At 69.4% G+C, this 22,730-nt stretch carries 17 protein-coding genes; 11 read left to right on the forward strand and 6 right to left on the reverse strand.

What is annotated here, in order from left to right; genetic code table 11:
* Nucleotides 1-373: 373 nt before the first annotated feature.
* The 4 genes from CMC5_RS45035 to CMC5_RS27555 all read right to left on the reverse strand — a co-directional run bounded on the left by CMC5_RS45035 (nucleotide 374) and on the right by CMC5_RS27555 (nucleotide 2,761).
* Nucleotides 374-580, reverse strand: coding sequence for a hypothetical protein (locus CMC5_RS45035; RefSeq protein ID WP_156338899.1), 207 nt, complete (start codon nucleotides 578-580; stop codon nucleotides 374-376).
* Between the two features lie 21 nt (nucleotides 581-601).
* Nucleotides 602-1,183, reverse strand: a complete 582-nt coding sequence (locus tag CMC5_RS27545; protein ID WP_050433198.1) for a hypothetical protein — start codon at nucleotides 1,181-1,183, stop codon at nucleotides 602-604.
* 107 nt (nucleotides 1,184-1,290) lie between these two features.
* Nucleotides 1,291-1,626 (reverse strand): hypothetical protein, encoded by a 336-nt coding sequence (locus CMC5_RS27550; protein ID WP_050433199.1) that lies wholly within the window; start codon nucleotides 1,624-1,626, stop codon nucleotides 1,291-1,293.
* A 394-nt stretch (nucleotides 1,627-2,020) separates the two neighbouring features.
* Complete coding sequence (locus tag CMC5_RS27555) at nucleotides 2,021-2,761, reverse strand: SDR family oxidoreductase (RefSeq protein ID WP_050436160.1); 741 nt, start codon at nucleotides 2,759-2,761, stop codon at nucleotides 2,021-2,023.
* A 123-nt stretch (nucleotides 2,762-2,884) separates the two neighbouring features.
* Between CMC5_RS27555 and CMC5_RS27560 the strand changes: the two genes are divergently transcribed.
* From CMC5_RS27560 to CMC5_RS27585, 6 genes are all read left to right on the forward strand, one after another.
* Entirely contained in the window at nucleotides 2,885-3,649 is a 765-nt protein-coding gene (locus tag CMC5_RS27560) for a helix-turn-helix domain-containing protein (RefSeq protein ID WP_050433200.1), read from the forward strand.
* A gap of 558 nt (nucleotides 3,650-4,207) precedes the next feature.
* Nucleotides 4,208-5,278: an ArsR/SmtB family transcription factor gene (locus CMC5_RS27565; RefSeq protein ID WP_050433201.1), complete on the forward strand. Its 1,071-nt coding sequence runs from the start codon at nucleotides 4,208-4,210 to the stop codon at nucleotides 5,276-5,278.
* Nucleotides 5,275-6,591, forward strand: a complete 1,317-nt coding sequence (ahcY, locus tag CMC5_RS27570) for an adenosylhomocysteinase (RefSeq protein ID WP_050433202.1) — start codon at nucleotides 5,275-5,277, stop codon at nucleotides 6,589-6,591. The genes CMC5_RS27565 and ahcY overlap by 4 nt, the downstream gene beginning before the upstream one ends.
* A 267-nt stretch (nucleotides 6,592-6,858) precedes the next feature.
* The gene (locus CMC5_RS27575; protein WP_169796679.1) at nucleotides 6,859-9,078 is read left to right on the forward strand and encodes a pyridoxal-dependent decarboxylase; all 2,220 of its coding nucleotides are present in this window, start codon (nucleotides 6,859-6,861) and stop codon (nucleotides 9,076-9,078) included.
* A 144-nt stretch (nucleotides 9,079-9,222) separates the two neighbouring features.
* Complete coding sequence (locus CMC5_RS48670; protein ID WP_050433204.1) at nucleotides 9,223-11,493, forward strand: bifunctional aldolase/short-chain dehydrogenase; 2,271 nt, start codon at nucleotides 9,223-9,225, stop codon at nucleotides 11,491-11,493.
* Between the two features lie 236 nt (nucleotides 11,494-11,729).
* Complete coding sequence (locus CMC5_RS27585) at nucleotides 11,730-12,635, forward strand: TRAP transporter TatT component family protein (protein WP_169796680.1); 906 nt, start codon at nucleotides 11,730-11,732, stop codon at nucleotides 12,633-12,635.
* Nucleotides 12,636-12,844: 209 nt separating this feature from the next.
* Here CMC5_RS27585 and CMC5_RS27590 read toward each other — a convergent pair whose 3' ends face one another.
* Both CMC5_RS27590 and CMC5_RS27595 read right to left on the reverse strand, forming a co-directional pair.
* Complete coding sequence (locus CMC5_RS27590) at nucleotides 12,845-14,563, reverse strand: TRAP transporter large permease subunit (RefSeq protein WP_050433206.1); 1,719 nt, start codon at nucleotides 14,561-14,563, stop codon at nucleotides 12,845-12,847.
* Nucleotides 14,563-16,014 carry a TRAP transporter small permease subunit gene (locus tag CMC5_RS27595; protein ID WP_050433207.1) on the reverse strand — a complete coding sequence of 484 codons (1,452 nt, stop codon included), beginning with the start codon at nucleotides 16,012-16,014 and terminating at the stop codon, nucleotides 14,563-14,565. The genes CMC5_RS27590 and CMC5_RS27595 overlap by 1 nt, the downstream gene beginning before the upstream one ends.
* 317 nt (nucleotides 16,015-16,331) lie before the next feature.
* On the opposite strand from CMC5_RS27595, the gene CMC5_RS27600 reads away from it, so the two are divergent.
* The 5 genes from CMC5_RS27600 to CMC5_RS46105 all read left to right on the forward strand — a co-directional run bounded on the left by CMC5_RS27600 (nucleotide 16,332) and on the right by CMC5_RS46105 (nucleotide 22,689).
* Nucleotides 16,332-18,083: a serine/threonine protein kinase gene (locus CMC5_RS27600; protein ID WP_050433208.1), complete on the forward strand. Its 1,752-nt coding sequence runs from the start codon at nucleotides 16,332-16,334 to the stop codon at nucleotides 18,081-18,083.
* Nucleotides 18,080-19,144 carry a PEGA domain-containing protein gene (locus tag CMC5_RS27605; RefSeq protein WP_050433209.1) on the forward strand — a complete coding sequence of 355 codons (1,065 nt, stop codon included), beginning with the start codon at nucleotides 18,080-18,082 and terminating at the stop codon, nucleotides 19,142-19,144. Before CMC5_RS27600 ends, CMC5_RS27605 begins: the two co-directional genes overlap by 4 nt.
* A gap of 230 nt (nucleotides 19,145-19,374) precedes the next feature.
* Nucleotides 19,375-19,929, forward strand: coding sequence for a hypothetical protein (locus tag CMC5_RS27610; protein ID WP_156338900.1), 555 nt, complete (start codon nucleotides 19,375-19,377; stop codon nucleotides 19,927-19,929).
* Nucleotides 19,926-21,674, forward strand: a complete 1,749-nt coding sequence (locus tag CMC5_RS27615) for a serine/threonine-protein kinase (protein WP_050433211.1) — start codon at nucleotides 19,926-19,928, stop codon at nucleotides 21,672-21,674. The genes CMC5_RS27610 and CMC5_RS27615 overlap by 4 nt, the downstream gene beginning before the upstream one ends.
* A complete protein-coding gene (locus CMC5_RS46105; RefSeq protein WP_050433212.1) occupies nucleotides 21,664-22,689 on the forward strand; it encodes a hypothetical protein in 1,026 nt (341 codons plus the stop codon). The genes CMC5_RS27615 and CMC5_RS46105 overlap by 11 nt, the downstream gene beginning before the upstream one ends.
* The last annotated feature ends 41 nt before the right edge of the window (nucleotides 22,690-22,730 follow it).

Raw genomic sequence — 22,730 nt, forward strand, 5'->3', positions numbered from 1 at the left:
CAGCCGGTCCTCACTGCACCGGCTTCGAGGCAAGAGAACGGGTCGACAGCGGAGGTGGAATCGAGCTCGGGCACATCCGTGGTCGACTTCCTGGCCGTCGAGAAGGTCCGCCTCGAGCCCCTCTGACGATCCTGGCCGGGTTCGAGCGTCGGCACGATCATCAATCGCGACGTGGTGATCGGACAGACGGTTTCGTGACTCGCCTGCCCCAGGCTTCGAGGCGAGTCACCGGCATCCCGGACGAGCCATCCCCCTCCAGGACTTCCCACGGTCCCGCCCACGCCCCCGAAAAGGCAGAACCCGATGAAACCTCAGGACTTTTCAGGGCATGAGCGGCGTCCACGCGCTCTCTGGACTGCACCTCCGTCCCTCATCAGGAGCTTTCCGGCAGTGAGCAGATGCACATTACCGACCCATGACGGCTGACCGCCACGCGATTGCCGTTCGACGCCACGCGGTCGCCGTTCGACGCCACGCGGTCGCCGTTCGACGCCACGCGGTCGCCGTTCGACGCCACGCGGTCGCCGTTCGACGCCACGCGGTTGCCGTTCGACGCCACGCGGTTGCCGTTCGCTCCCACGTGAATGGCATTCCCGTTCAGTCAGATCACCAACGTTCCCGCGTCTGCGAGCACTCCGGATGATGAAGACGAAGCCACGATTGGACGGACGCAAGTTGGCATCACGCGGTCGACGCTCTCTGGCAGGAGGACTCCGTTCGCGTCCGATGTGAGCAAGGTTGCGCATCGCAGCTCCATGACAATGTAAGGAAAACACCATCTCGCGCTGCGCGATTCCCAGCTGTCTCCCGTGCCAAAATCGTTCGACGCTTCGTGAACCTCGTTCACTGGCACGCAGTCGCCGTTCGACGTCTCGTGATTCTCGTTCGACGCTTCGTGAACCTCGTTCACTGGCACGCGGTCGCCGTTCGACGCCTCGTGATTCCCGTTCACTGGCACGCGGTCGCCGTTCGACGCCTCGTGATTCCCGTTCACTGGCACGCGATCGCCGTTCGACGTCTCGTGATTCCCGTTCGCTGACACGAGATCGCCGTTCGACGCCTCGTGAGTCCCGTTCACTGGCACGAGGTCACCGTTCGATGCCGCGTGAAGCCGCTTCACGGATAGGTAAATCCCGTCTACTGGCACGGGATTGCCGTTCGACGCCTCGTGAACCTCGTTCACTGGCGCCTGGTGGGTGCTCTACGTCTCGGTCAGGGGTCAGGATGGACAGAGGGGTCGGAGGGCTCGCCCCTGTCCGCTGACGTGGAGCGCTCTCCACGGCGTGCGCGTCAGCGGTTGAGACGCACGACCCACCGGAGTTGATTGGTGGAGGTCGCCTCCGGGCTGTCGGGGCCATGCACGAGGCTCATCGTGGCCTCACCGGAGCGACGGCGCGCAATGCCGGCTTCCCACCCGGCCGCATAGAACCACGGCATGTGCTGACCGTGCTCTCCGCCGACCACGTTGTCGCGGCGCACGTCGACGTAGAAGACCAGCGAGCTGTCGCCGTCCCGATCTTCGTCACCCGCCTTCAGCGCGGCCTTGGCTTCCTTGTACCCTCGCTCGAACTCTTGAGCGAAGTCCGCGGTCGCTTGCTCCCATCTCGGCACTTCGAACGACTCCATGAGCCCTCCTTGATGTCGTGACGTCACCATGTGACGTGTCCACCGTCAACGTGTGGCTGTCGATCACGACATCGATCACGAGGCCCCTCACCGTTCTACAGGGTTCGCGCGTTCGAGCTTGGTTCGAGCCTCGAACGAGAGCGACTCATCCCTGACGAGTCATCGGGAGCGGAACTGCGGAGCGCTGGCGGGTCGTACACCCGACGCATCTCGCGAGGCGCAGTCTGAGCCGGCGACCGGAGGAAGGCAAGGATCCCGGCGGTTCACGTGCTCTCGCAACAGAAGCGCATCGGCACACCTGCGCACGCCTGCACGATCGCCTCTGGCGCGTGGACTCGACGAGCGCCATCACGGCTACAGCCGATCCGGCGCGGCCGCCTCTCGCCCGGCGCGCTCAGTCCTGAGCGGTCGGGCGCACGACGATCTCTCCGACGTCGACCTCGGGCGGCTGTTCGATCGCGAAAGCGATCGCACGCGCGATCGCCTCGGGGCTGACCGCGATCCGTGCGCGCTCCTGGAGCTGATGCCTCAGCGCTTCGCCGGGCACCGATGCGATGAAGTCGGTACGCACGAAGCCTGGCGAGACCACGGTCACACGGAGCGCGTCACCGGCCTCCTGCCGCAACGCCTCCGAGAGCGTGCGCACGGCGTTCTTGGTCGCAGCGTAGACCCCTTGGGTCGGGACGATGCGGATCCCCGAGACGGACGCCGTGTGCACGAAGTGGCCAGCGCCCTGCTTGCGAAACACGGGCAGCGCGGCCGCGATCCCGTACAGCACGCTCCGGAGGTTCACGTCGATCATCGTGTCCCAGTCGTCGACGCGCAGCTCGTCGAACGCAGACACGAGGCCGATGCCAGCGTTGCTGACCAGCACGTCGAGGCGCCCGAACCGCTCACAGGCAAAGGCGACGAAGCGGGACAGGTCGTCGCGCTGCCGGACATCGATCGTGCAGAAGGCCGCCTCGCCGCCACGCTCCGTGATCTGCCGCGTGAGCCGTTCGAGCGGCTCGGCTCCGCGCGCGCCGAGCACGACCTTCGCGCCACGGTCTGCGAGCCATCGCGCGGTGGCCTCGCCGATACCCCTGCTGGCACCCGTGATCGCGATCACCTTGCCCTCGATTCCCTCGGTGTTCATGTCGAGAGCATGGCGGGCCAGCGAGATGAAGCCTTGGTGGTTCTTGGCGGAAACCTCCGGGCTCACGGCGACACGCGCACGCCAGGGGTTCGCGGGTCGTGCGATGGACGGTTACGATCGGTCATGGCCCCGCGGATCGAGCCACTGCCTCTGGCAACGTCGCGCTTCTCTGCCGTGCGCTGGTCGATCGACGAGCTGCACGTCGGCGTGAAGGACGCACTCACGATCGCCCGCGTGGAGCAAGGGAGCTTCACGTGGTGGAGTCACGGGACCGTCTGGGAGGTCGAGCCCGGCGCGATCCTCGTCCAGAACCTGGGGGATGTGTGCCGCGACCTCGCCCGCGTCGAGCGCACGACGTGTCAGGTCATCACGTTCGATGCCCATCACGGTGAGTTCGACCAGGCACGCCGTCATCCGCCCCATCTCGGCGAAAGCGACATGCGCGGCGCTGCGTTTCATGCGCTTCATGACGCCGTACGCGATGGGGCCGACGCGCTCACGCTCGACGTCGTGGCCGCGGAGGCGCTGGCATCGTTCAACAGGCGGAAGGACGAGGTGGCGGTGCGCTGTCCACGGGCCGTGCGCCGCGCGGTGGCGCTCGTGCGCGAGCGCTATGCCGAGTCCCTCGGCCTCGACGAGATCGCGGCGCATGCAGGCACCGACAAGTACCATCTGTGTCGCGCCTTCCGCGCGCGGATCGGGCTGCCGCCGTACGCCTACCAGCTACGGCTGCGTGTCAGCCGTGCGAAGAATCTGCTGCGCGCCGGCATGCCGGCCGCTCACGTCGGCGCGAGCGTCGGGTTCTATGATCAGAGCCAGTTCACCCGGCATTTCCAGCGCATCGTGGGCACCTCGCCAGCCCGCTTCGCGCGAGCGCACGAGCGCTAGACACGCGGAGGGCCCCTTCCCCTGTTGCGCCGTCACCATGATCGCTGCTGGTGTTCACATTCTCCACGTCGTGTTAGACGCGGCGCATGCGTTTGCGGGTCCTCTCCTTGCTTGGTCTCGTCGGTCTCGCGGGGTGCGAGGCACTCGGTGCGCTCTCGGGCCAGGTGAAGACGCCGACCGAGACGCCCTGAAGCGCGACGCTCGATCCAGCCCTTCCCCTGGGAGCTCTCTGCCTTCACGCACCGTGCAAATGCTCGCGAAGCCACGTGGCTCGCAGCGGGGGACCGCAGGTGATGCTCACGATGGACGAGGCGGCCGGTCGCCCCCCATCACCGACCGGGGTCCGACGAGCGCTCAACACCAGTCCCGACGCGCAGGGTGGTGCCCAACCGCCCTCAGCAGACCAGCCCTCTCGCAACCCAGCCCTCAGCAACCCAGCCCTCTCCGCAAACCCACCCTCGGGACCTGGCTAGCTCACGAACCACCAGGTTCTGGAGTTCTCAGGCGGGGATTCTTATTGCACGCATCTGCATCAACGAATATGGATCAGGTGTTCCCGTGAGCCTCCATCCGGACTCCTCCCCCTCCACGGCCGACGCGGCGGCCCGCTGCGAGCTGTACAAGCTCCTCGCGGAGCCGGTGCGGCTGCGCCTCCTCGGACTCGCGGCGGCAGAGGAGCTGGCGGTGGGCGAGCTGGCCGAGCTGCTCCGGGAGGGGCAGCCCAAGGTGTCCAGACACGCGGCGGCGCTGCGGGAGGCTGGGCTCTTGCTCGCGCGGCGACAAGGGACCTGGACGCTGTTGCGGCTGGCGCCGGACGTACAGCGCGATCCCGTGGTGGACGATGCGGTCCGAGCGGGGACGCGTGCGTGCGAGGCGGACGGGACGATGGCGCGCATCGCGGATCTGCTCGCGGGGCGGGATCAGGAGACGCGGGACTTCTTCGCGCGAGGGGGCAGGCCGGTGCGCGCCGGGGCGCCGTCCGAGGTGGCGTCGTACATCGCCGCGCTCGCGCCGCTCATCCCGCACCGGCTGCTCGCGATCGACGCGGGGACGGGGGACGGGGCGCTGCTCGAGGTGCTCGGGCCCATCTTTCATCGGGTGGTCGCCATCGACCGCTCCGCGGCGCAGCTGGAGCTGGCCAGGGAGCGGGCACGCCGGCGGGAGCTGCACAACGTGGACCTGGTGTGCGACGAGCTCGATGGGCTCGGGGTGCGCAAGGCGATCGCGCGGGCGCTGGGGCAGTCGCCGAGCGCGTCGGCTGGGGCCGATGTGGTGTTCGCAGCGCGGATGCTCCACCACGCGCCACAACCGCTCCAGACGCTGCGTGCGCTGGCGCGGCTCGCCCGGGCGCCGAAGGCCGGAGAGCGCGGTGGGGCGGTGTGCGTGCTCGATTACGAGGCGCACGACGATCTCCTGCTGCGCGAGCAGGAGGCCGATGTATGGCTCGGCTTCGAACCGAAGCAGCTCCGGGAGCTCGCCTTGGAGGCGGGGCTCGTGGACATCGAGATGAGGCAGCTTCCGGCTGCATGGCAAGGCGAGGGGCCGGATCGGCACCTCACGTGGCAACTCCTGGTCGGCTTCCGTAGCGACGCCGCTCCACCAACGAACGAAGCATCGAGGACACCATGACGACGAAGACGCAGCTCCCCTACAAGGTCGCCGACATCTCTCTTGCCGACTGGGGTCGCAAGGAGATCCGCATCGCAGAGAAGGAGATGCCCGGGCTGATGGCGCTCCGGGCCGAGTACGGCGAGTCGAAGCCGCTCAAGGGCGCGCGCGTCGCAGGCTGCCTCCACATGACCATCCAGACCGCGGTGCTCATCGAGACGCTGCTCGCGCTCGGCGCCGAGGTGACCTGGACGAGCTGCAACATCTACTCGACGCAGGATCACGCGGCGGCGGCGATCGCGGCGGCGGGCGTGCCCGTGTACGCCTGGAAGGGCGAGACGCTCGAGGAGTACGACTGGTGCCTGGAGCAGCAGCTCCTCGCGTTCAAGGACGGCAAGGGGCCGAACATGATCCTCGACGACGGCGGGGATCTGACGATCTACATCCACGAGAAGCACCCGGAGCTGTTCAGCGGCAACGACCCGATCCGTGGCCTCTCGGAGGAGACGACGACCGGCGTGCACCGGCTCTACGAGATGCACAAGGCCGGCAAGCTCAAGGTGCCCGCGATCAACGTCAACGACTCGGTCACGAAGAGCAAGTTCGACAACCTGTACGGCTGCCGTGAGTCGCTCGGCGACGGGATCAAGCGCGCGACGGACGTGATGTTCGCCGGCAAGGTCGCCGTGGTGTGTGGCTACGGCGACGTGGGCAAGGGCAGCGCGCAGGCGCTCCGCAGCCTCGGCGCGCGCGTGATCATCACCGAGATCGACCCCATCTGCGCGCTGCAGGCGGCGATGGAGGGCTACGAGGTGAAGCGGCTGGAGACGGCCGCGCCGCTCGCCGACATCATCGTCACGGCGACGGGCTGCAAGGACGTCGTGCGCCCCGAGCACCTCAAGGTGATGAAGGACGAGGCGATCCTCTGCAACATCGGGCACTTCGACTGCGAGATCGATCTCGCCTGGCTGGAGAACAACCCGGAGATCCGCGAGGAGAACATCAAGCCGCAGGTCGACCACTTCATCTTCCCCGACGGGCGCCGGCTGATCGTGCTGGCCCGTGGGCGGCTGGTGAACCTGGGCTGCGCGACGGGTCACCCCTCGTTCGTGATGAGCGCGTCGTTCTCGAACCAGGTGCTGGCGCAGATCGCGCTCTGGACCGAGAAGTTCCCGCTCGGCGTCCACATCCTCCCCAAGAAGCTCGACGAGAAGGTCGCGGCGCTGCACCTTGCCAAGCTCGGCGTGGAGCTGACCAAGCTCAGCGAGGAGCAGGCGACGTACCTGAACATGTCGGTCGACGGGCCCTACAAGCCCGAGAACTACCGCTACTGATCTCCCTCCCCCGCGTGTGATGTCAGGGCGCCCCTCGGCGCCCTCGACGCCACGCCCCCCCGCACCTCCCTCCCCTCCCCTTGGCCGCTGTCAGGTGAGGTGGCGTCGATCCCTCGTCCGCTGTCTTCGCCACGCGCAGCGTCAAGACCGCCCAGACAGGAATCAAGTTTTCCAGGACACATTTTCTGGAGAACGAAGAGAATGTCGGGCGGTGAGGCGCCTCTCATGGAGCGGGGCGTCCTCGCGATGGACGAAGGAGATGCCCTCATGCTGACGCGCGTTCACAAGAAGCCTGGTTTCGTCACGGTTCGACGGCACGGTCCTCGGACCGTCAACGTCGGCAAGTACAGCAGCGTCCCCGACATCGGCGCCGCGCCCATCGACGAACCTGCAGCCTGGTTCCTCGGTCCGCGCGCGGAGAACAGCGAGGTGCTCACGACCTTAACCAAGGACGTGCTGGAGCACATCGGCGCGTACCGACGCGGCTACCTGCCCGAAGATCCCATCATCATCACGCCGGAGATGCAGGCGACGAGCTCCTACACCACGGCCGTGGCGGAGATGAGCACGAGCTTCAAGGAGGTGCTGGGGTACTTCGCCGAGCGCGCGACGCCGTTCTTCTCGCTGCGCTACCAGGCGCACATGACCGGGGACAACCCGATGCCCGCCCTCGCGGGCTACTTCCTCGGCATGCTGCACAACCCGAACAACGTGACCATCCAGGCGTCGACCACGACCACGCTGCTCGAGCTGCTGGCGATGCGCGATCTCTGCCACATGGTCGGCTGGTCGACGGAGAACGACGATCAAGCGTGGTCACACATCACGGCCGATGGCTCGATCGCCAACAACGAGGCGGTGTGGACGGCGCGCGAGGTGAAGTTCTTGCCCTTCGCCATCGTCAAGGCGCTGCAGAAGGAGCCGAGCCTCGCAGGCGCGAAGGATGTGGAGGTGACGCTGACCAGCGGCACGAAGAAGCGCCTGGATCAGACGACCAACTGGGAGCGGTTCAACATCCGACGCGACGAGATCCTCGCGCTGCCGGGCCGGATGGCGGCGAAGCTGGGCAAGCAGCCGTACGAGGTGTGGTCGGTCGTGGTGAACTACGACGTCAACGCCGTGGGCGTGTGGGGGATGCTGGACGCCTTCGAGGGGCTCGGCGGCGCGCCCACGCTGTTCACGCCGTCGACGCGGCACTACTCGTGGCCGAAGGCGGCCGCGGTGAACGGGTTCGGCACGGAGCGGGACGTCACGATGATGGTCGATGCCGATGGGCGCATGTCGATCGACGAGCTGACGAAGGGTCTCGACACGGCGCTGTCGAAGAAGATCCCCGTGCTCCTGGTCGTGGCGGTGAATGGCAGCACCGAGGAGAGCGCCATCGACGATCTGACGAAGATTCTCGCGGTGCGCGAGGACTACCGCAAGAAGGGGCTGGAGTTCGACATCCACGTGGACGCGGCGTGGGGTGGCTACTTCATGACGGTGGTCCGCAAGGATTTCGGCAGCGTGGTCACGCCGGCCGATCTGGAGAACCCGTTCATCGAGGACACGCGGAAGGTGCCGATGAGCGACTACTCCATCGAGCAGTTCAAGGCGGTGCGCGAGGTGGACTCGGTGACGATCGATCCGCACAAGTCGGGCTACATCCAGTACACCGCCGGCTCGATCCTCTACCGGAACAAGGAGGTGCTCAACCTGGTGACCTTCACCGGTGCGTACATCGGCGCGGCCACGGAGCCGACGGTGGGCATGTTCGGGCTGGAGGGCTCGAAGGCGGGCGCGACGGCGGCGTCGGTGTTCTTCGCGCACCGCTGCATCCGCCCGTCGGAGCGTGGCTACGGCCGGATCTTGACCTTCGCGCTGCAGAACACGCGCCGGCTGTACACGGATCTGCTCTTCCTGTCCCGGCCCGAGGACAGCTTCGTCTGTACGCCGCTCCCTCGGATCCCGGCGGAGCGCAGCGGTGCGAGCGCGGCCGAGCAAGAGAAGCAGCTCGCGTTCATCAAGGAGACGATCTGGGGGAAGACGATCGAGGAGATCGAGGCGAATCCCGAGGCCCTCGCGCTCTTCCGCGAGCTGGGGCCGGACCAGAACATCCTGGATTACGGCTTCAATCCGCGCGTCGACGGGAAGGTGAACACGGATCCGGAGGCGTACAACCAGCTGATGCAGGGGGTCTACGACGCCTTCCACATCCACTACGACAAGGAAGGGTTGGCCGACAACATCCACAACTACAAGCTGCTCTTGAGCTACACGATCTTCAAACGGCACGAGTACGGCGATGCCTTCATGGACACCTTCGCCAAGCGCCTCGGGCTCGAAGGTCGCCCCGAGGAGCTGTACTGCCTGCGCTCGGTGATCATGGATCCGTATGCGCTGAACCTGAACAGCGCGTTCACCCAGCAGCTCGTCGACATCTTGCGTGACAAGGTGAACGAGCTGGCGAGACGCACGTCGCGCTCGGCCTCACCCAGCGCCTGACCCGGCCACCCGAGGCACCGCCCCGCGCCGCGACGCGCCGCGACGCCGTCGAAGCACGGGCGCGGTGGCCCTGGTCCGTGGCCAACGGGGCGGGCTCTTCGGTGGGCTTCCGGCCTCACCGGGGCTGCGGTAGGCCTCTGGGCGATGGACTCCCGCTACGATCCTGCCGAAGCACGCCGCGCCCTCGACCGCTACGCGAAGGAGCACGGGGAGGACGTCGCCCTCCGCGTGTACACGTCGCGCTTGCTGGGCGCCGAGTCGTCGCTGGTGCTCCACGGCGGCGGGAACACCAGCGTCAAGACGAGGAAGGTCGATCTGCTCGGGGACGAGGTGGAGGTCGTCTGCGTGAAGGGCAGCGGCTGGGATCTCGCGACGATCGAGCCAGGGGGCTTCCCGGCGTGTCGGCTCGCGCCGCTGCGCCGCGGGGCGGAGCGGCCCGCGATGACGGACGAGGAGATGGTGGCGCTCTTGCGAAGCCAGATGCTCGATCCGTCGGGGCCGACGCCCTCGGTGGAGGCGTTGCTGCATGCGTACCTGCCGGCGCGCTTCGTGGACCACACGCATGCGGACGCGGTGCTGGCGGCGATGGACCAGGAAGACAGCGCGTCGATCGCGCAGGAGATCTGGGGAGACGGGGTGCTGCTCGTGCCGTACGTGATGCCGGGCTTCGTGCTGGCGCGGCGGGTGGTGGAGCTGCTCGGGCCGTGGGTCGCGGCGGGCAAGCTGCCGGAGGTGATGGTGCTCGACAAGCACGGGATCTTCACCTGGGGGGAGACGGCGGAGGAGAGCTACACGCGGATGATCGAGGCGGTGACGAAGGCGGAGCACTACCTCGCGACGCGCGGGGCGGCGCTGCGGCCGGTGACGGCTGGGAGCTCCAGCAAGGTCCCCTTCCCCGCGGCGCTGTCGACGCCGCCCGGGGCGCCAGGGTCCTCGAGGGCGACGGGGGGAATCACCGAGAAGCCGCCGGTGCCCGCGGTCGCGCCGACGCTCCCGCCAGGAGGTCCAGGGGCGACGCAGGGGTCGACGTCGGCGCCCACGGTCCGCGCTGGCTCGAAGGCGGCGTACGTCCCTCCGCGCGAGGAGGATGTGGCGCACCTCGCGGCGGTGGTGCGGGGCGCGTTCGCACGGGCGTCAGGGAAGCCGTGGGTGTGTGCGTTCCGGTCGACGCCGGGGCTCCTGGCGTTCGCGGCGCGGGACGACGTGCGCGAGGTGTCGCAGATCGGCTGTGCGACGCCGGATCACGTGATCCGGACGAAGGCGAAACCGATGCTGCTCGACGGGGTGGAGCCGGTGCACCCGGAGCAGACGCGCGCGCTGGTGGAGCGAGGGCTCGCGGCGTACGCGGAGGCGTACCAGGGGTACTTCCAGCGGGCGTGCAGCGCGCGGGGGGTGTCGCGGCAGGCGCTGGATCCGCTGCCGCGGGTGCTGCTGGTGCCAGGGTACGGGGTGCTCAGCGTGGCCGGGTCACACGCGGAGGCGGAGATCGCGGCCGACATCTACGAGCACACGGCGGCGGTGATCGAGGCGGCGCAGGCGCTGGGCAGCTACCGGCCGGTGTCGGAGCTGGATCTGTTCGACGTCGAGTACTGGAGCCTGGAGCAGGCGAAGCTGAAGGTCGGGGCGAAGGCCGCAGGGCCGCTGTCGCGGCGGGTGGCGCTGATCACGGGCGCGGCGTCGGGGATCGGGCTGAGCACGGCGCAGCTGTTCCTGGAGGCGGGGGCGCACGTGGCGGTGACCGACTTCGACGAGCGGTCGCTGTCGGAGGCGGCAGGCCCGCTCGCCGCGAAGCACAAGGGGCGCGTGCTCGCGCTCGACTGCAACGTGCTCGACGAGGGGAGCGTGCGCCGGGCGTTCACGCGCACCGCGGCGCATTTCGGCGGGGTCGACGTGGTGGTCTCGAACGCGGGGCGGGCGTTCACGGGGGCGCTGCACACGGCGAGCGGCGACGAGGCGCTCGCGGCGTCGCTGGAGCTGAACCTGGTCGGGCACCAGCGGGTGGCGCGGGCCGCGGCAGAGCTGTTCCTGCAGCAAGGCGCGGGCGGGGCGCTGCTGTTCAATGCGTCGAAGAGCGCGTTCAACCCGGGGCCCGACTTCGGTCCCTACGCGGTGGCCAAGGCGGCGGTGCTGGCGCTGATGCGGCAGTACGCGGTGGATCTCGGGCCGTCGGGCATCCGGTCGAGCGCGGTCAATGCGGATCGGATCCGCACGGGGATCTTCGAGCTGGGGCTGCTCGAAGCCCGCGCGCGCGCTCGCGGGGTCTCGGTCGACGAGTACTTCAAGGCGAACCTGCTCCAGCGGGAGACCACGGGCGAGGACGTGGCCCGCGCCTTCCTCTACCTGGCGACGGCCGAGGCGACGACGGGCTGTGTGATCACGGTCGATGGAGGTAACGCGGCGGCATTCCCCCGGTGAAGGGCGGGTTGCCACGGGCGCTGGCGTTCCGAGCGACGCGCGCGGCGATTTCGCGCGGCTGACGCGCTCTGGGCGGGGCAGCGCGGGTTCTCGACGCGGTGCATCGCGGCCCCAGGCCAGCCGCTCACCACGCCGTGCGCAGGAATGGCGCGGGCGCCCCGCCTGGCAGGTTGGAGTTGGCGAGGGCGTCGTGTAGACAATCGGCCATGCGCGTCCGCTCGGCAAGGCTCCTGTCCGTGTTCACGACGACCGTGTTGCTCTCCCTGGGGAGCGCTGGATGCATCAAGCAAGCGCTCATGGACGGGCAGATCGAGGCCACGCGCAAGGGCGCGGCGGCGATCGACACGCTCGGGGACTACGAGGTGGCGCGCACGATCGCCTTCAACGGGCTGGGGCAGTTCGAGGGGATGCGCTACCTGGCGCCCGAGAACGAGGACGCGCTGTTCATGCTCACGAAGAACTGGGGCGGGGCGACCTACGGGTTCATCGAGGACGAGCTGGAGCAGGCCGAGGACGCGGACGGCTCCGAGAGCGAGGCGTACGCCTACCAGCAGTCCCGCGCGCGCGGAGGCTACGATCGGGCGATCTTCTACGGGATCAAGCTGCTGGAGCGCCGGCACCCGGGCTTCGAGGCAGCGCGCAAGAACGACGACACCATCCGAGCGTGGCTCCAGGGCTTCGACGACGCGGAGCGGGATGTGGAGGCGCTCTTCTGGACGGGCTACGCGTGGCTGTCGAAGATCAACGTGGCGAAGGAAGACCCGGCCCTGGTCGGAGAGTTGTTCATCGGTGCGGCGATCATGGAGCGCGCAGTGCAGCTCGACGAGACATACATGCACGGGAGCGGGCACGTGGCGCTCGGCGCCTACCACGCTCGGAACGCGATGGCCGAGCTGGACGAGGCGAAGAAGCACTTCGACCGGGCGCTGGAGATCAACGGCGGCAAGCACCTGTTCACGCAGCTCAACTACGCGACGAAGTACTACTGCATGAAGGGCGATCAGCAGAACTACGAGAAGCTGCTGAAAGAGGTGATCGCGGCGAACGATCCGCTCCCGGCGCAGCGGCTGCAAAACACGATCGCGAAGCGGCGCGCGAAGCGATTCATGAAAAAGAGCCGCCTCGACGCTTGCGGGTTCTGAGTTCGCGCGGACGTCACCAGCCTCCAGCCATCATCAACCCACGTCGAGGGGCGGCCGTGTGCGAAGCGCAGCGGCTGCAGCGACCCGCAGGTGTGCGGGCTCCAGCCGCCATGGCGCTCGTTCATGAGGAAGTGACGCGGAGAGGGTCGAGCGCCAGAGGGCGCTGCCCGTGCAGGTGAGCGCTGCGCCCGCTCCCACGGGCGCGTGGCTCACTTCATCATCTCTTTGAACAGGTCGTCGAGATCGCCCGACGGGGCCGCACCTTCGGCGCCGGCGTCCTTGTCAGTACCTGCGTCCGGCGTGGCAGGCGCGTCGCCCATCATCTGCCGGAACAGGTCGTCGTCCGTGGTGCCGCCAGCGGCTGGCGTGGCAGGCGCGTCGCCCATCATCTGCCGGAACAGGTCGTCTTCGCCGCTGCCTGCGCCAGGCTCGGCCGAAGGCGCGCCTGCCGGGTCCGGGTTGGCTGCGGGCTCGGAGGTGGCGTCGAGGTACGGGTTCTGGGTGCCGTCCTCTCCGAACTTCGCGCGATCGGCGGCGGTGCAGGGCAGCGGGTTGGAGCGGTCCTCCTGGACGCACTGGAGGAGCCAGGCGGCGCGCGGGGGCTCGCGGTTCTTCTCGGCCTCGACGTAGGCCCGGTCGATGTCCGCGTCGACGAGCACGGTGGCGATCTTGGGGATGTACATCACCAGGAACAGGCCGAGCGCGAGGATGCCGGTGAACGGGAGGACGACGCGGTAGAGCGAGACGAGAGGGCGCTCGAAGCGGAAGCTGGAGATGAAGAGGTTCATCCCGAGCGGGGGGGCGACGTAGGCGATCTCCAGGTTGAGGAGGAACATCATCGCCAGGTGGAAGGGGTGCAGCCCGAACTTGGCAGCGAAGGGCAAGATCAGGGGGACGGCGACGAGGATGGCGCTGAAGCCCTCCATGAGCATGCCGAGGATGAGCAGGAAGACGTTGAGGACCAGCAGGAACTGCCAGGTCTCCGTCAGGCCGAGCTGGAGCATGAACTCCAGGACGCGCGCCGGGATCTGCTGATCGACGACGAAGTTGATCAGCGCGTTGGCCATCGTGAGGATGAGGATCAGCGCGCCAGCGAGGGCCATGGAGGCCTTGGCGACGCGGGGGATGTCCTTGCGGAGGCTGAGGTCTTTGTGGATGAAGACCTCGACCACGAGGATGTACACGGCAGTGAGGGCGGCGCTCTCGTCCAGGGAGGTGAGGCCGGTGCCGAGGCCGCCGAGGATGAGGATGGGGGCGCCGAGTTCCCACTTGAGGAGCCAGATCGCCTCGGCCATGCGGACGAGGCTGGGGCGCTCACGGGGGACCTTGTACTTCACGCCGATGTAGGCGGCGTGGAAGCCGAGCATGACCATGATCATCACGCCCGGGATGAGGCCGGCCTTGAACGCAGCGGTGAAGTCGATGCCGGCGACGAGGGCGTAGATGAGGATCGGCAGCGAGGGCGGTAGGAGCAGGCCGAGGGAGCCGCCGGTGGTGACGAGGCCGAGGGCGTAGCTGTCCGGGTAGCCCTGCTTGCGGAGGGCGGGATAGAGGAGGCCGCCGATGGCGACGATGGTGACGCCGCTGCCGCCGGTGAGGGTGGTGAAGAAGGCGCTGGCGACGATGCACACCATCGCGAGACCGCCCGGGAGCCAGCCGAAGAAGGCCGACGAGGCGCGTACGATGCGATCGGGGGCCTTCGACTCGGCCATCATGTAGCCGACGAAGGTGAAGAGCGGGATGGTCACCAGGATCGGGGATCCGGCGAACCGCTCGTCCATGACGTTGGGCGCGATGAAGCGCAGGAAGCGGAGCTGGGGGTTGTCGTGGGTGAGCCAGAGCAGCTCGCTCGACCCGCCCATGATGGCGAAGAGCGGGGTGCCGAGGAGGCCGAGAAGAAGGACGACGAGGACGAGGAGCGTACCCATCACGCCCTCCCTTCGGCGCGCTCGCCGTGGCCGCCGGTGTCGAGGGGGTCGCCGTCCTGATCCGCGCGGCGGAGATCCTCACGGTGGGCTTCGTCGGGATCCACGGAGATGTGGCCGCTCAGGACGAGCAGGATACGGAGGAGGAAGCGCAGGCCGATCATGAGCAGGCCGAAGGGGAAGACGAGGCTGAGCGTGTGGACGAGGAGGCCGCGGGTGCTCTCGCCGTCCGGGGAGATGACGAGGGGGATGTGGGGTGGCGCGTCGTCGGGGACCTTGAAGTTGTCGAGCGGGGGCTCGGGGTAGTGCTCGGCGTAGCCAGCACCGTCGAGCCAGCCGTTCCACTCGGTGGGGGTCATCCACTCGTACGGGTTGCCCGCGATGACGCGCGGGCCGCTGCGGAGATCGAGGGCGACCTGCTTGCGGGCGAGGAAGAGGTGCTGGCCGACGTGGTGGGTGACGCGTTCGATCTTGGCGGCCGGGGGGTCGTCGGCGCGGGCGCCGAACGACTCGATGGCGATGTGATCGAAGAAGCCCCAGACGGCGGCGAAGCAGACGGCGGCCGCGGCGAGGTTGTTCAGCACGGCGGCAGGGACGCGGAGCTTGACCGGGAGGGCGCGGAAGAGGAGGTCGACGTGGATGTGCTTGCCAGCGCTGGTGGCAAGGGAGCCGCCGAGAAGGGCGAGCCAGAGGGTGAGCCGGGTGCCGACGCCGCGCAGGCCGCCCATGAGGGTGAGGGTGGAGCCCTCCTGGAGCCAGGCCTTGACGTTGTCGAAGTACTGGGTGCCGAAGCTGCGCCAGAGGGGCGCGACGGCGATGCCGGCGATGAAGGCGACGATGGTCGCGCCGCGGCGGGCGTTGAGGGTGAGGGTGCGGCTCGCAGTCCAGGCGGCGGTGCCGAGGAGGCTGGCGCCGACGATGGCGCGGAAGACGACGCCGGCAGCGTCGTCGCTGCTGGGGGGTGCGGCGAGGCCGGTGAGGAAGACCCAGGAGATGAGGGCGAGGATCAGCGAGAGGAGGACGATGGTGAGGAGTCCGGTCTCGAAGCGGGTCCACGCACGCTCGAAGCGGGCGAGAGGCTCGGCCCAGGCCGCGCCACGCGGTGGCGTTCGGCGAGGTGGAGGCGGGGGTGGTGAAGATGCGGACGTGCCACCAGCCGCTGGCGTTGCCGGAGGCGGTGGGCTGGAAGCCGAGGGCGTAGCGGCCGCTGGTGGTTCGGACGCTGCCGTCGAAGACTCGGACGCTGCCGTCGAAGACTCGGACGCTGCCTTCGGAGGTTCGGAAGTGGCCGTCGACGTCTCGGGGGACGTCGTCGAAGCCTCGGGGGGTGACGCGTCGGTGGATGCCGTTCGGGCGGCGTCTCGCTCGTCCTCGGCGTGCCGCGCGCTCGGGGGTGGCGGCGTCGAGCCGACGTGGTCACTGCGCTCTCGCCGATCGGGATCCTGCTCCGCCATGGGTGGTTGGCGACAGTAAACGAAAAGATGGGGGCGCCACCAGAACGCAAGGAGGCGAGGATCGGCGAGAAAAACCTGGGGAACAGCGACTGGGTGCCCGTAATGCAAGCTACCCGTGATCCTGGATTCGACGCCGTGAGCGTGCGGGTGGACGCGCCGCAAACCAGGGATGCCAGGGGGAGATGCGCGTCATGCCGCAGCGCGGCGCGAGGCCAGGAGGCGCTCTTGTTCAGGGTGACCGTGGTCTGTAGGATGATGCCGGGCCTGCCTCGACCTGCGGAGCGTCGGTATGAGCAAGCCGGAACGGGGCGCGTAGGGTGCAAGGCGCACGAAGCAACAACATCCTCGGGAAATACCGGCTGATCGCCGAGCTGGGGAGCGGGGGGATGGCCGAGGTGTTCCTCGCCGTCGCCCAGGGGCCTGGGGGCTTCAACAAGCTGACGGTGATCAAGCAGATCCGGCCGCAGCTCGCCGAGGATCCGGAGTTCCTGGCGATGTTCCTCGACGAGGCCCGGCTCGCGGCGCGCTTGAACCACCCGAACGTGGTGCAGACCAACGAGGTGGGTCACGACGGGAGCCGGTACTTCATCGCGATGGAGTACCTGGAGGGCCAGCCGCTCAACCGCCTCACCGGGCGGCTGGGGCGCGACCGGGTGCCGCTGGGTGCGCACCTGCGGGTGCTGGCCGACGCGCTGGCAGGGCTGCACTACGCGCACGATCTCACCGACTATGACGGGACGCCGATGGACGTGGTCCACCGCGACGTCACGCCGCACAACCTGTTCGTCACCTACGACGGGCAGGTGAAGGTGGTGGACTTCGGCATCGCCAAGGCGATGGACTCGTCGGCCGAGACGCGGACCGGGGTGCTGAAGGGGAAGATCGCGTACATGGCGCCAGAGCAGGCCCGCGGTGAGCGGGTGGATCGGCGCGCGGACGTGTTCGCGGTGGGGGTGATGCTGTGGGAAGCGGCGGTGGGGAAGCGGCTGTGGACGGGGATCCCGGACATGGCCATCCTGGCGCGCATCGTGAACGGCGAGATCCCCACGCCGCGCTCGCAGCGGCCGGAGCTGCCGCCGGAGCTGGAGGCGATCATCCTGCGGGCCATGGCGCACCGAAAGGAAGACCGCCACCGCACGGCGGGTGAGCTCCAGGCCGACATCGAGAACTTCCTGGAGTCGTTCCCGGATCGATCGAGCACGCGCGATCTGGGGCGGGCGCTGGCGCAGCGCTTCGAGGAGGAGCGCTCGAAGATCCGGTCGCTGGTGGAGGCGCAGCTCCGTGACGCGCGGTCGATGCCCACGGACGAGTACCGGGCGGTGGATCTGCCGCGGCTGGGTCGGCACAGCATGACGCCCCCGTCGATGGGTGGACAGGGGACCGGGACCGGGACCGGAAGCGAAGGAGATTACGGCTCGTGGCGTAGCTACCGGCAACCTGGTTCGCTGACGGTGGCGACCTCGGCCAGCGCGGCGATGGCGATGCCCACGGCCCGGCCGAAGGGGCTCCTGCTGGCGCTGGCGGCAGCGGGTGGCGCCGGGCTGGCGGCAGGGGTGTGGCTCCTGGCGCGCCACGGGGCCTCGCACGCGACGACGGAAACGCCTGCGGCGATCGTCGCGCCCGCGGCGCAAGCGACCGGCGGGCAGGCGGCCAACCCTTCGCTCCCTGGCGTGCCAGGAGAGGTGGATCTGAAGGTGACGGCGAGGCCCGCGGAGGCGCGGTTCTTCCTCGACGACGTGCTGCTCCCGGGCAACCCGGTCTCGCGCCGGGTGCCGCGGGACGGCTCGAAGCACCGGCTGCGGGCGGAGGCTGCGGGCTACAAGACCGAGACGCGAGAGCTCAGCTTCGATAAGGACTTCGACATCGAGCTGGCGCTGGAGCGGGAGTCTGGCGGGGAGCGCGCCGCGCTCACCCAGCCAGCCGGGCGGGGTGCTGCGGCCGCCGCGAAGCCAGCGGCGACGCCACCTCCTCCCGAGCCGCCTCCCCCCGAAGAAGAGCCTGCGATGAGGCGTGGCGGCACGAAGCCGGTACGTCAGCTCGACACCACGAACCCGTTCATGACTCCATGATGCTCAGGACCCACCGTTCGCGCACGATCCGCACTGGCCTGCACGCGGTGCTGCTCTGCCTGGCCCTCCCGCTCGTGACGCCGACGAGCGCGATGGCGCAGGGAGCCACCGTGGCACAGCCCACCAAGGCGATGAAGGACGAGGCCGCGACGCGCTTCAAGAAGGGCCTCGAGCTCTTCAAGGAGGCCGACTACGTCGCAGCGCTCGTCGAGTTCCGCCGCGCCTACGAGCTCGTGCCGAGCTGGCAGGTGCTCTACAACATCGGTCAGGTCCAGTACCAGCTGCAGGACTACGCCAACTCGCTCCAGTCGCTGGAGCGCTACCTCGCCGAGGGCGGGCGGCAGGTGCCCGCCACGCGCCGGAGCGAGGTGGAGAACGATCTCCAGACGCTGAAGGGTCGGATCGCGTTCGTGGAGATCACGGTGAACGTGCCCGACGCGGAGATCGTCGTGGATGACACGCTGGTGGGCACGTCGCCGCTCGGCAAGGCGCTCACGGTGAACGCAGGGCGACGTCGCGTCGGCGTGTCACGCGAGGGCTACCAGCCGCAGACCCGCGTGGTCGAGGTGGCGAGCGGCGACACGGCGAAGGCGAGCTTCGAGCTGCTCGAGCGCGGGGCCGCGACACCGGCGACGCCAGCGCCAGGTGCGGACAGCGAGGGCGATGGCGATGCCTCCAGCGGGCGCGCGCGAGCCACCGCCCAGGTCGACGGGAACTCCAGCTCGCGGGTCCCGTGGATCGGGTGGGGGATCACGGGCGGTCTGGCCGCTGGCGCGGCGGTGTTCGGGGTGCTGGCGCTGGGTGCGTCGAGCGATCTCCAGGACCTGCGCGGGACGCGCGGGGTGTCGGCGGCCGACCTGAGCGCGGCGAGCAGCAAGGCGACCACGATGTCGGTGGTGACGGACGCGCTCGCTGGTGCGGCGCTCATCGCTGGCGGTGTCTCGCTCTACTTCACCCTGCGGACGCCTCCCTCGGACAGTGCCGGGAACGCACGAGCGAGCAGTCCGGGGTTGCAGCTCGGGATCAGTCCGCGCGGCGCGCAGCTCGTCGGCTCCTTCTAGATCTCCAGGGCCGCGCGCTCCGCTGCCCCACGCGCCCGCGGGCATGTGCCGTCAGGGTCGCATGGAGCCCCGCGGCGCGTGGGATTCTCGCGCGAGATGCGCGCGAAGCCGCAGGAAAGGCCACGCACCACGTGGCTCTCCGCCTCGGGCGCGTGTCACCGTGATTCCGTTCGGCAAGGACGCTCCACCTGGCCCGCCCCGTGCAGCCAGCCCAACAGGGGCGACGAGCCGTGAGATTCCTTGCCGCAGTGACAGGGACGAAGGGAGCACAGAAGCTGGCGCTGCTCGCGATGGCAGCGCTCGGAGGCTGTGCACAGCTTCTGGATCTGGACTGGGAGCCGCTGGAGGCACCCGTCACCACCGACACGGGTCAAGGAGGACAGTTCGAGGACGGTAGCTCCGGTGCGCTGGGCGGGGTACCGAGCGCCACGGGCAGCGGAGGTGCAGGTGGCGCTGGTCTGGAAGGCGGCGGGCCTGCGAATGTCGGAGGTCACGGGGGCGCAGGCGAGGCCGGTAGCAGCACGGCTTCCACGACGAGCAGCACCAGCGGCACCGGGGGGGGCACGACGAGCGGTGGGGGCCCGGACGCCGGGACACCTCCACCCGGCACGTGCAGGGACGGGATCCAGAACGGAACGGAGACGGACGTGGACTGCGGCGGTCTGTACTGCGAGCGCTGTCGTGAAGGGCAGCACTGCCGCGAGAACTACGACTGCAAGAAGGGCGTCTGCGCTGGCGGGGTCTGCCACAAGGACGCTTTCAACAGCCACGCAGGTGGGCTGTGAGCGGCAACGCGACCGCGCGGCTCGGCGCCTGGCCGACGCCGACCGAGCCCGAGAGCGGGGCCTATGGATCGCCCGGGAGCGACAAGACGGAGCGGTCTCCCGACTCGCCCCAGAAGGTGGGCCCGGCGCGGGGAATTCCGGCTCCGGGCGAGTGGATCGCCGGTCGTTACCGGGTCGAGCACGTGCTCGCGCGCGGGGGGATGGGCGTCGTGGTGGAGGCGGAGCACGCGCTGCTCGGCAAGCGGGTGGCCGTGAAGCTGCTCCTCCAGGACGTGGCGGCCGACAAGAACGCGCTGCAGCGGTTCCTGGACGAGGCGCGGATCGCGGCGCAGCTGCCCGGGGACCACATCGCGCGGGCGCTCGATTTCGGGCGCACCGACGCGGGCGATGCGTACCTGGTGATGGAGCTGCTCGTGGGGCGGGATCTGGAGGCCGAGCTGCGGCGAAGGCGTCGGCTGCCGCTGCAGGAGGCGGTCGACTACATCCTGCAAGCGTGCGAGGGGGTGGCCGAGGCGCACACGCTCGGGCTGGTACACCGCGATCTGAAGCCGGCAAACCTGTTCCTCACGCGGCGCCGGGATGGGTCGGCGCTGATCAAGGTGCTGGACTTCGGGATCTCCAAGCGAACGCTCGGGGGTGCGCCGCTCACGCTCACGAACCGGAGCGCGGCGTGCGGGACGCCGGCGTACATGGCCCCGGAGCAGATGATGCCGGTCGCGCCGGTCGATGCGCGGTGCGATCAGCATGCGCTCGCCGTGGTGCTGTTCGAGCTGATCACCGGGCGCCGTGTGTTCTCCGCGGACAACCTGGGGCTTCTCGCGGTGCAGATCCTCGACGAGCCGGCACCGCGGCTCTCGGTGGCGTTTCCGGGTGTGCCAGCAGGGCTGGACGTGGCGATCGCGCGGGCGCTCGCGAAGTCGCCCGCAGAGCGCTTCCCCGATCTGGCCGGGTTCGCGCAGGCCATCGCGCCGTTCGGTGGGCCAGGAGCCGATGCGTCGGCGAGGAACGTGGCGCAGGTGCTGGAAGGCGCAGCGTCGAGCCGGAACGTCGTCGCGACGGGGCCCGGCTGGAACCGGGCGGGAGGTACGAACACACTGCCTGTGTCGAGCGGTGGCAAGGGGCTGCGGCGCGCGGTGGTGCTCTCGGGGGGTCGCGGCGATGTGGTGCCCACGCCGGGGGGGGTGCTGGCGCAAGAGGCGCCCACGCCCAGGGTCCGGCGAGGGCAGGGGCTGCAGCGGAGCTCCACGGGGGCAGCCGTGGTGATGCTGGTGACGGGAGCCCTTTTGATCGCGCTGATCGCGGGGCTGAAGTCGATGAGCGCGGGGCCCACGCCCCCTTCGGCCACGGCGGCGACGGGCCTCGCACGCGCGGTCCGGCGCGCGGGTGCGCTTCAGAAAGCGACGACGACGTCGGCCGCGCGGCTCTCCACGACGGCGGTTTCCGACGACAGGGGCTCGTCGGTACTTCACGAGGAGCAGCGTCAGGAGGAGCAGCGTCACGAGAATCAGCGTGAGGAGTCCGCGCGCACGGCGACGGCTGAAGCGCGTCAGGCAGCTCGGCGCGCTCGTGTGGCACCGCCCGGGGGCACGCCGGCGCACGCAGGGCTCAAGGGTCAGCGGGCAGCGGGAGCGTCGTTCCCCGCTCCGGCAGCCACCTCGCAAGGTCATGGCTCGACGGGGGCGGAGTCCCCGGCGGCACGGCAAGGAACACCGCAGAGCGCTCGGGAGGTGTTTGGTGACAGGTGACTCCCGACGCTCCTTCTCGCTCGGCATCACCCTCGCCCTCATGCTGTCGGGGATGAGCGCGGCGGCGGCCGAGCCCCCCCGCGGTCAGGCGCGCGAAGAGAGAGACACCCGGTCCGCGGCCGCCGTCTCCCGCGCGGAGGACCTCTTCGCCGAGGGACGGACGCTCTACGACGCAGGGCTGTTCCAGGAGGCCTGCGCGAAGCTCGCCGAGAGCCAGGAACTCGATCCTCGCGTCGGGACCGAGGGGTTGCTCGCGTCCTGTCGCGAGCAGGAAGGGAAGCTCGCGACGGCGTACCGTGGGTATCTGTCCACCGAGCAGCGGGCGCTTCTGTCAGGGGATCCGCGCGGTCAGTTCGCCGCGGAGCGCGCCTCGGCGCTCGCTCCTCGGGTGCCGAAGCTGACGATCCGGGTGGTCGATCCAGCGCCGGGGCTCCAGGTGACGCTGAACGGCGATCGCGTCCCGACGAGCGCGCTGAGCGCAAAGACATTGCTCGATCCAGGAACGGCGGTGATCGAGGCCACGGCGCCGGGTCGGAAGCCGTTCTCGGCCACGGTGCAGATGACGTCCGGAGAGCACAAGGTCGTCGCCATCCCGGCCCTCGCGCCGCGGCAGGTGGCGGCACAGCCAGGGCCGGTGGCGGAGAAGCGAGGCTCGACCGGGACGAGCCCGCGCAAGCTGGTGGGCTGGACGGTCGGTGCCATCGGGCTCGCCGGAATCGGTGTCGGGACCGGCCTGGGCGTGCTCGCGTTCACGCAGCGCTCCGCGTCGAACGAGTACTGCGGCCCGTCCAATCGCTGCGCGCCCGAGGGCGGCGCGCTCCGCGACGAGGCGCGCGTCACGGCCAATGTGGCCACCGCCTCGTTCGCCGCCGGGCTCGCTGGTGTCGGGGTCGGCGCGCTGCTCGTGCTGCTCCCTGAGCCGCGCACCGAGCGTTCCACCGGGAGCTTCCGCCCACAGCTCGTGCCCGTCGCAGGGCCGACCAGCGGCGGCGCGGTGCTGCGCGGTCGCTTCTGACCGGCGCTCCCTCGCTCCTGGCTCCTCTGGTAGGCTGGCCA

Origin of the sequence: Chondromyces crocatus (genome assembly GCF_001189295.1) — a bacterium.
Lineage (GTDB): Bacteria > Myxococcota_A > Polyangia > Polyangiales > Polyangiaceae > Chondromyces > Chondromyces crocatus.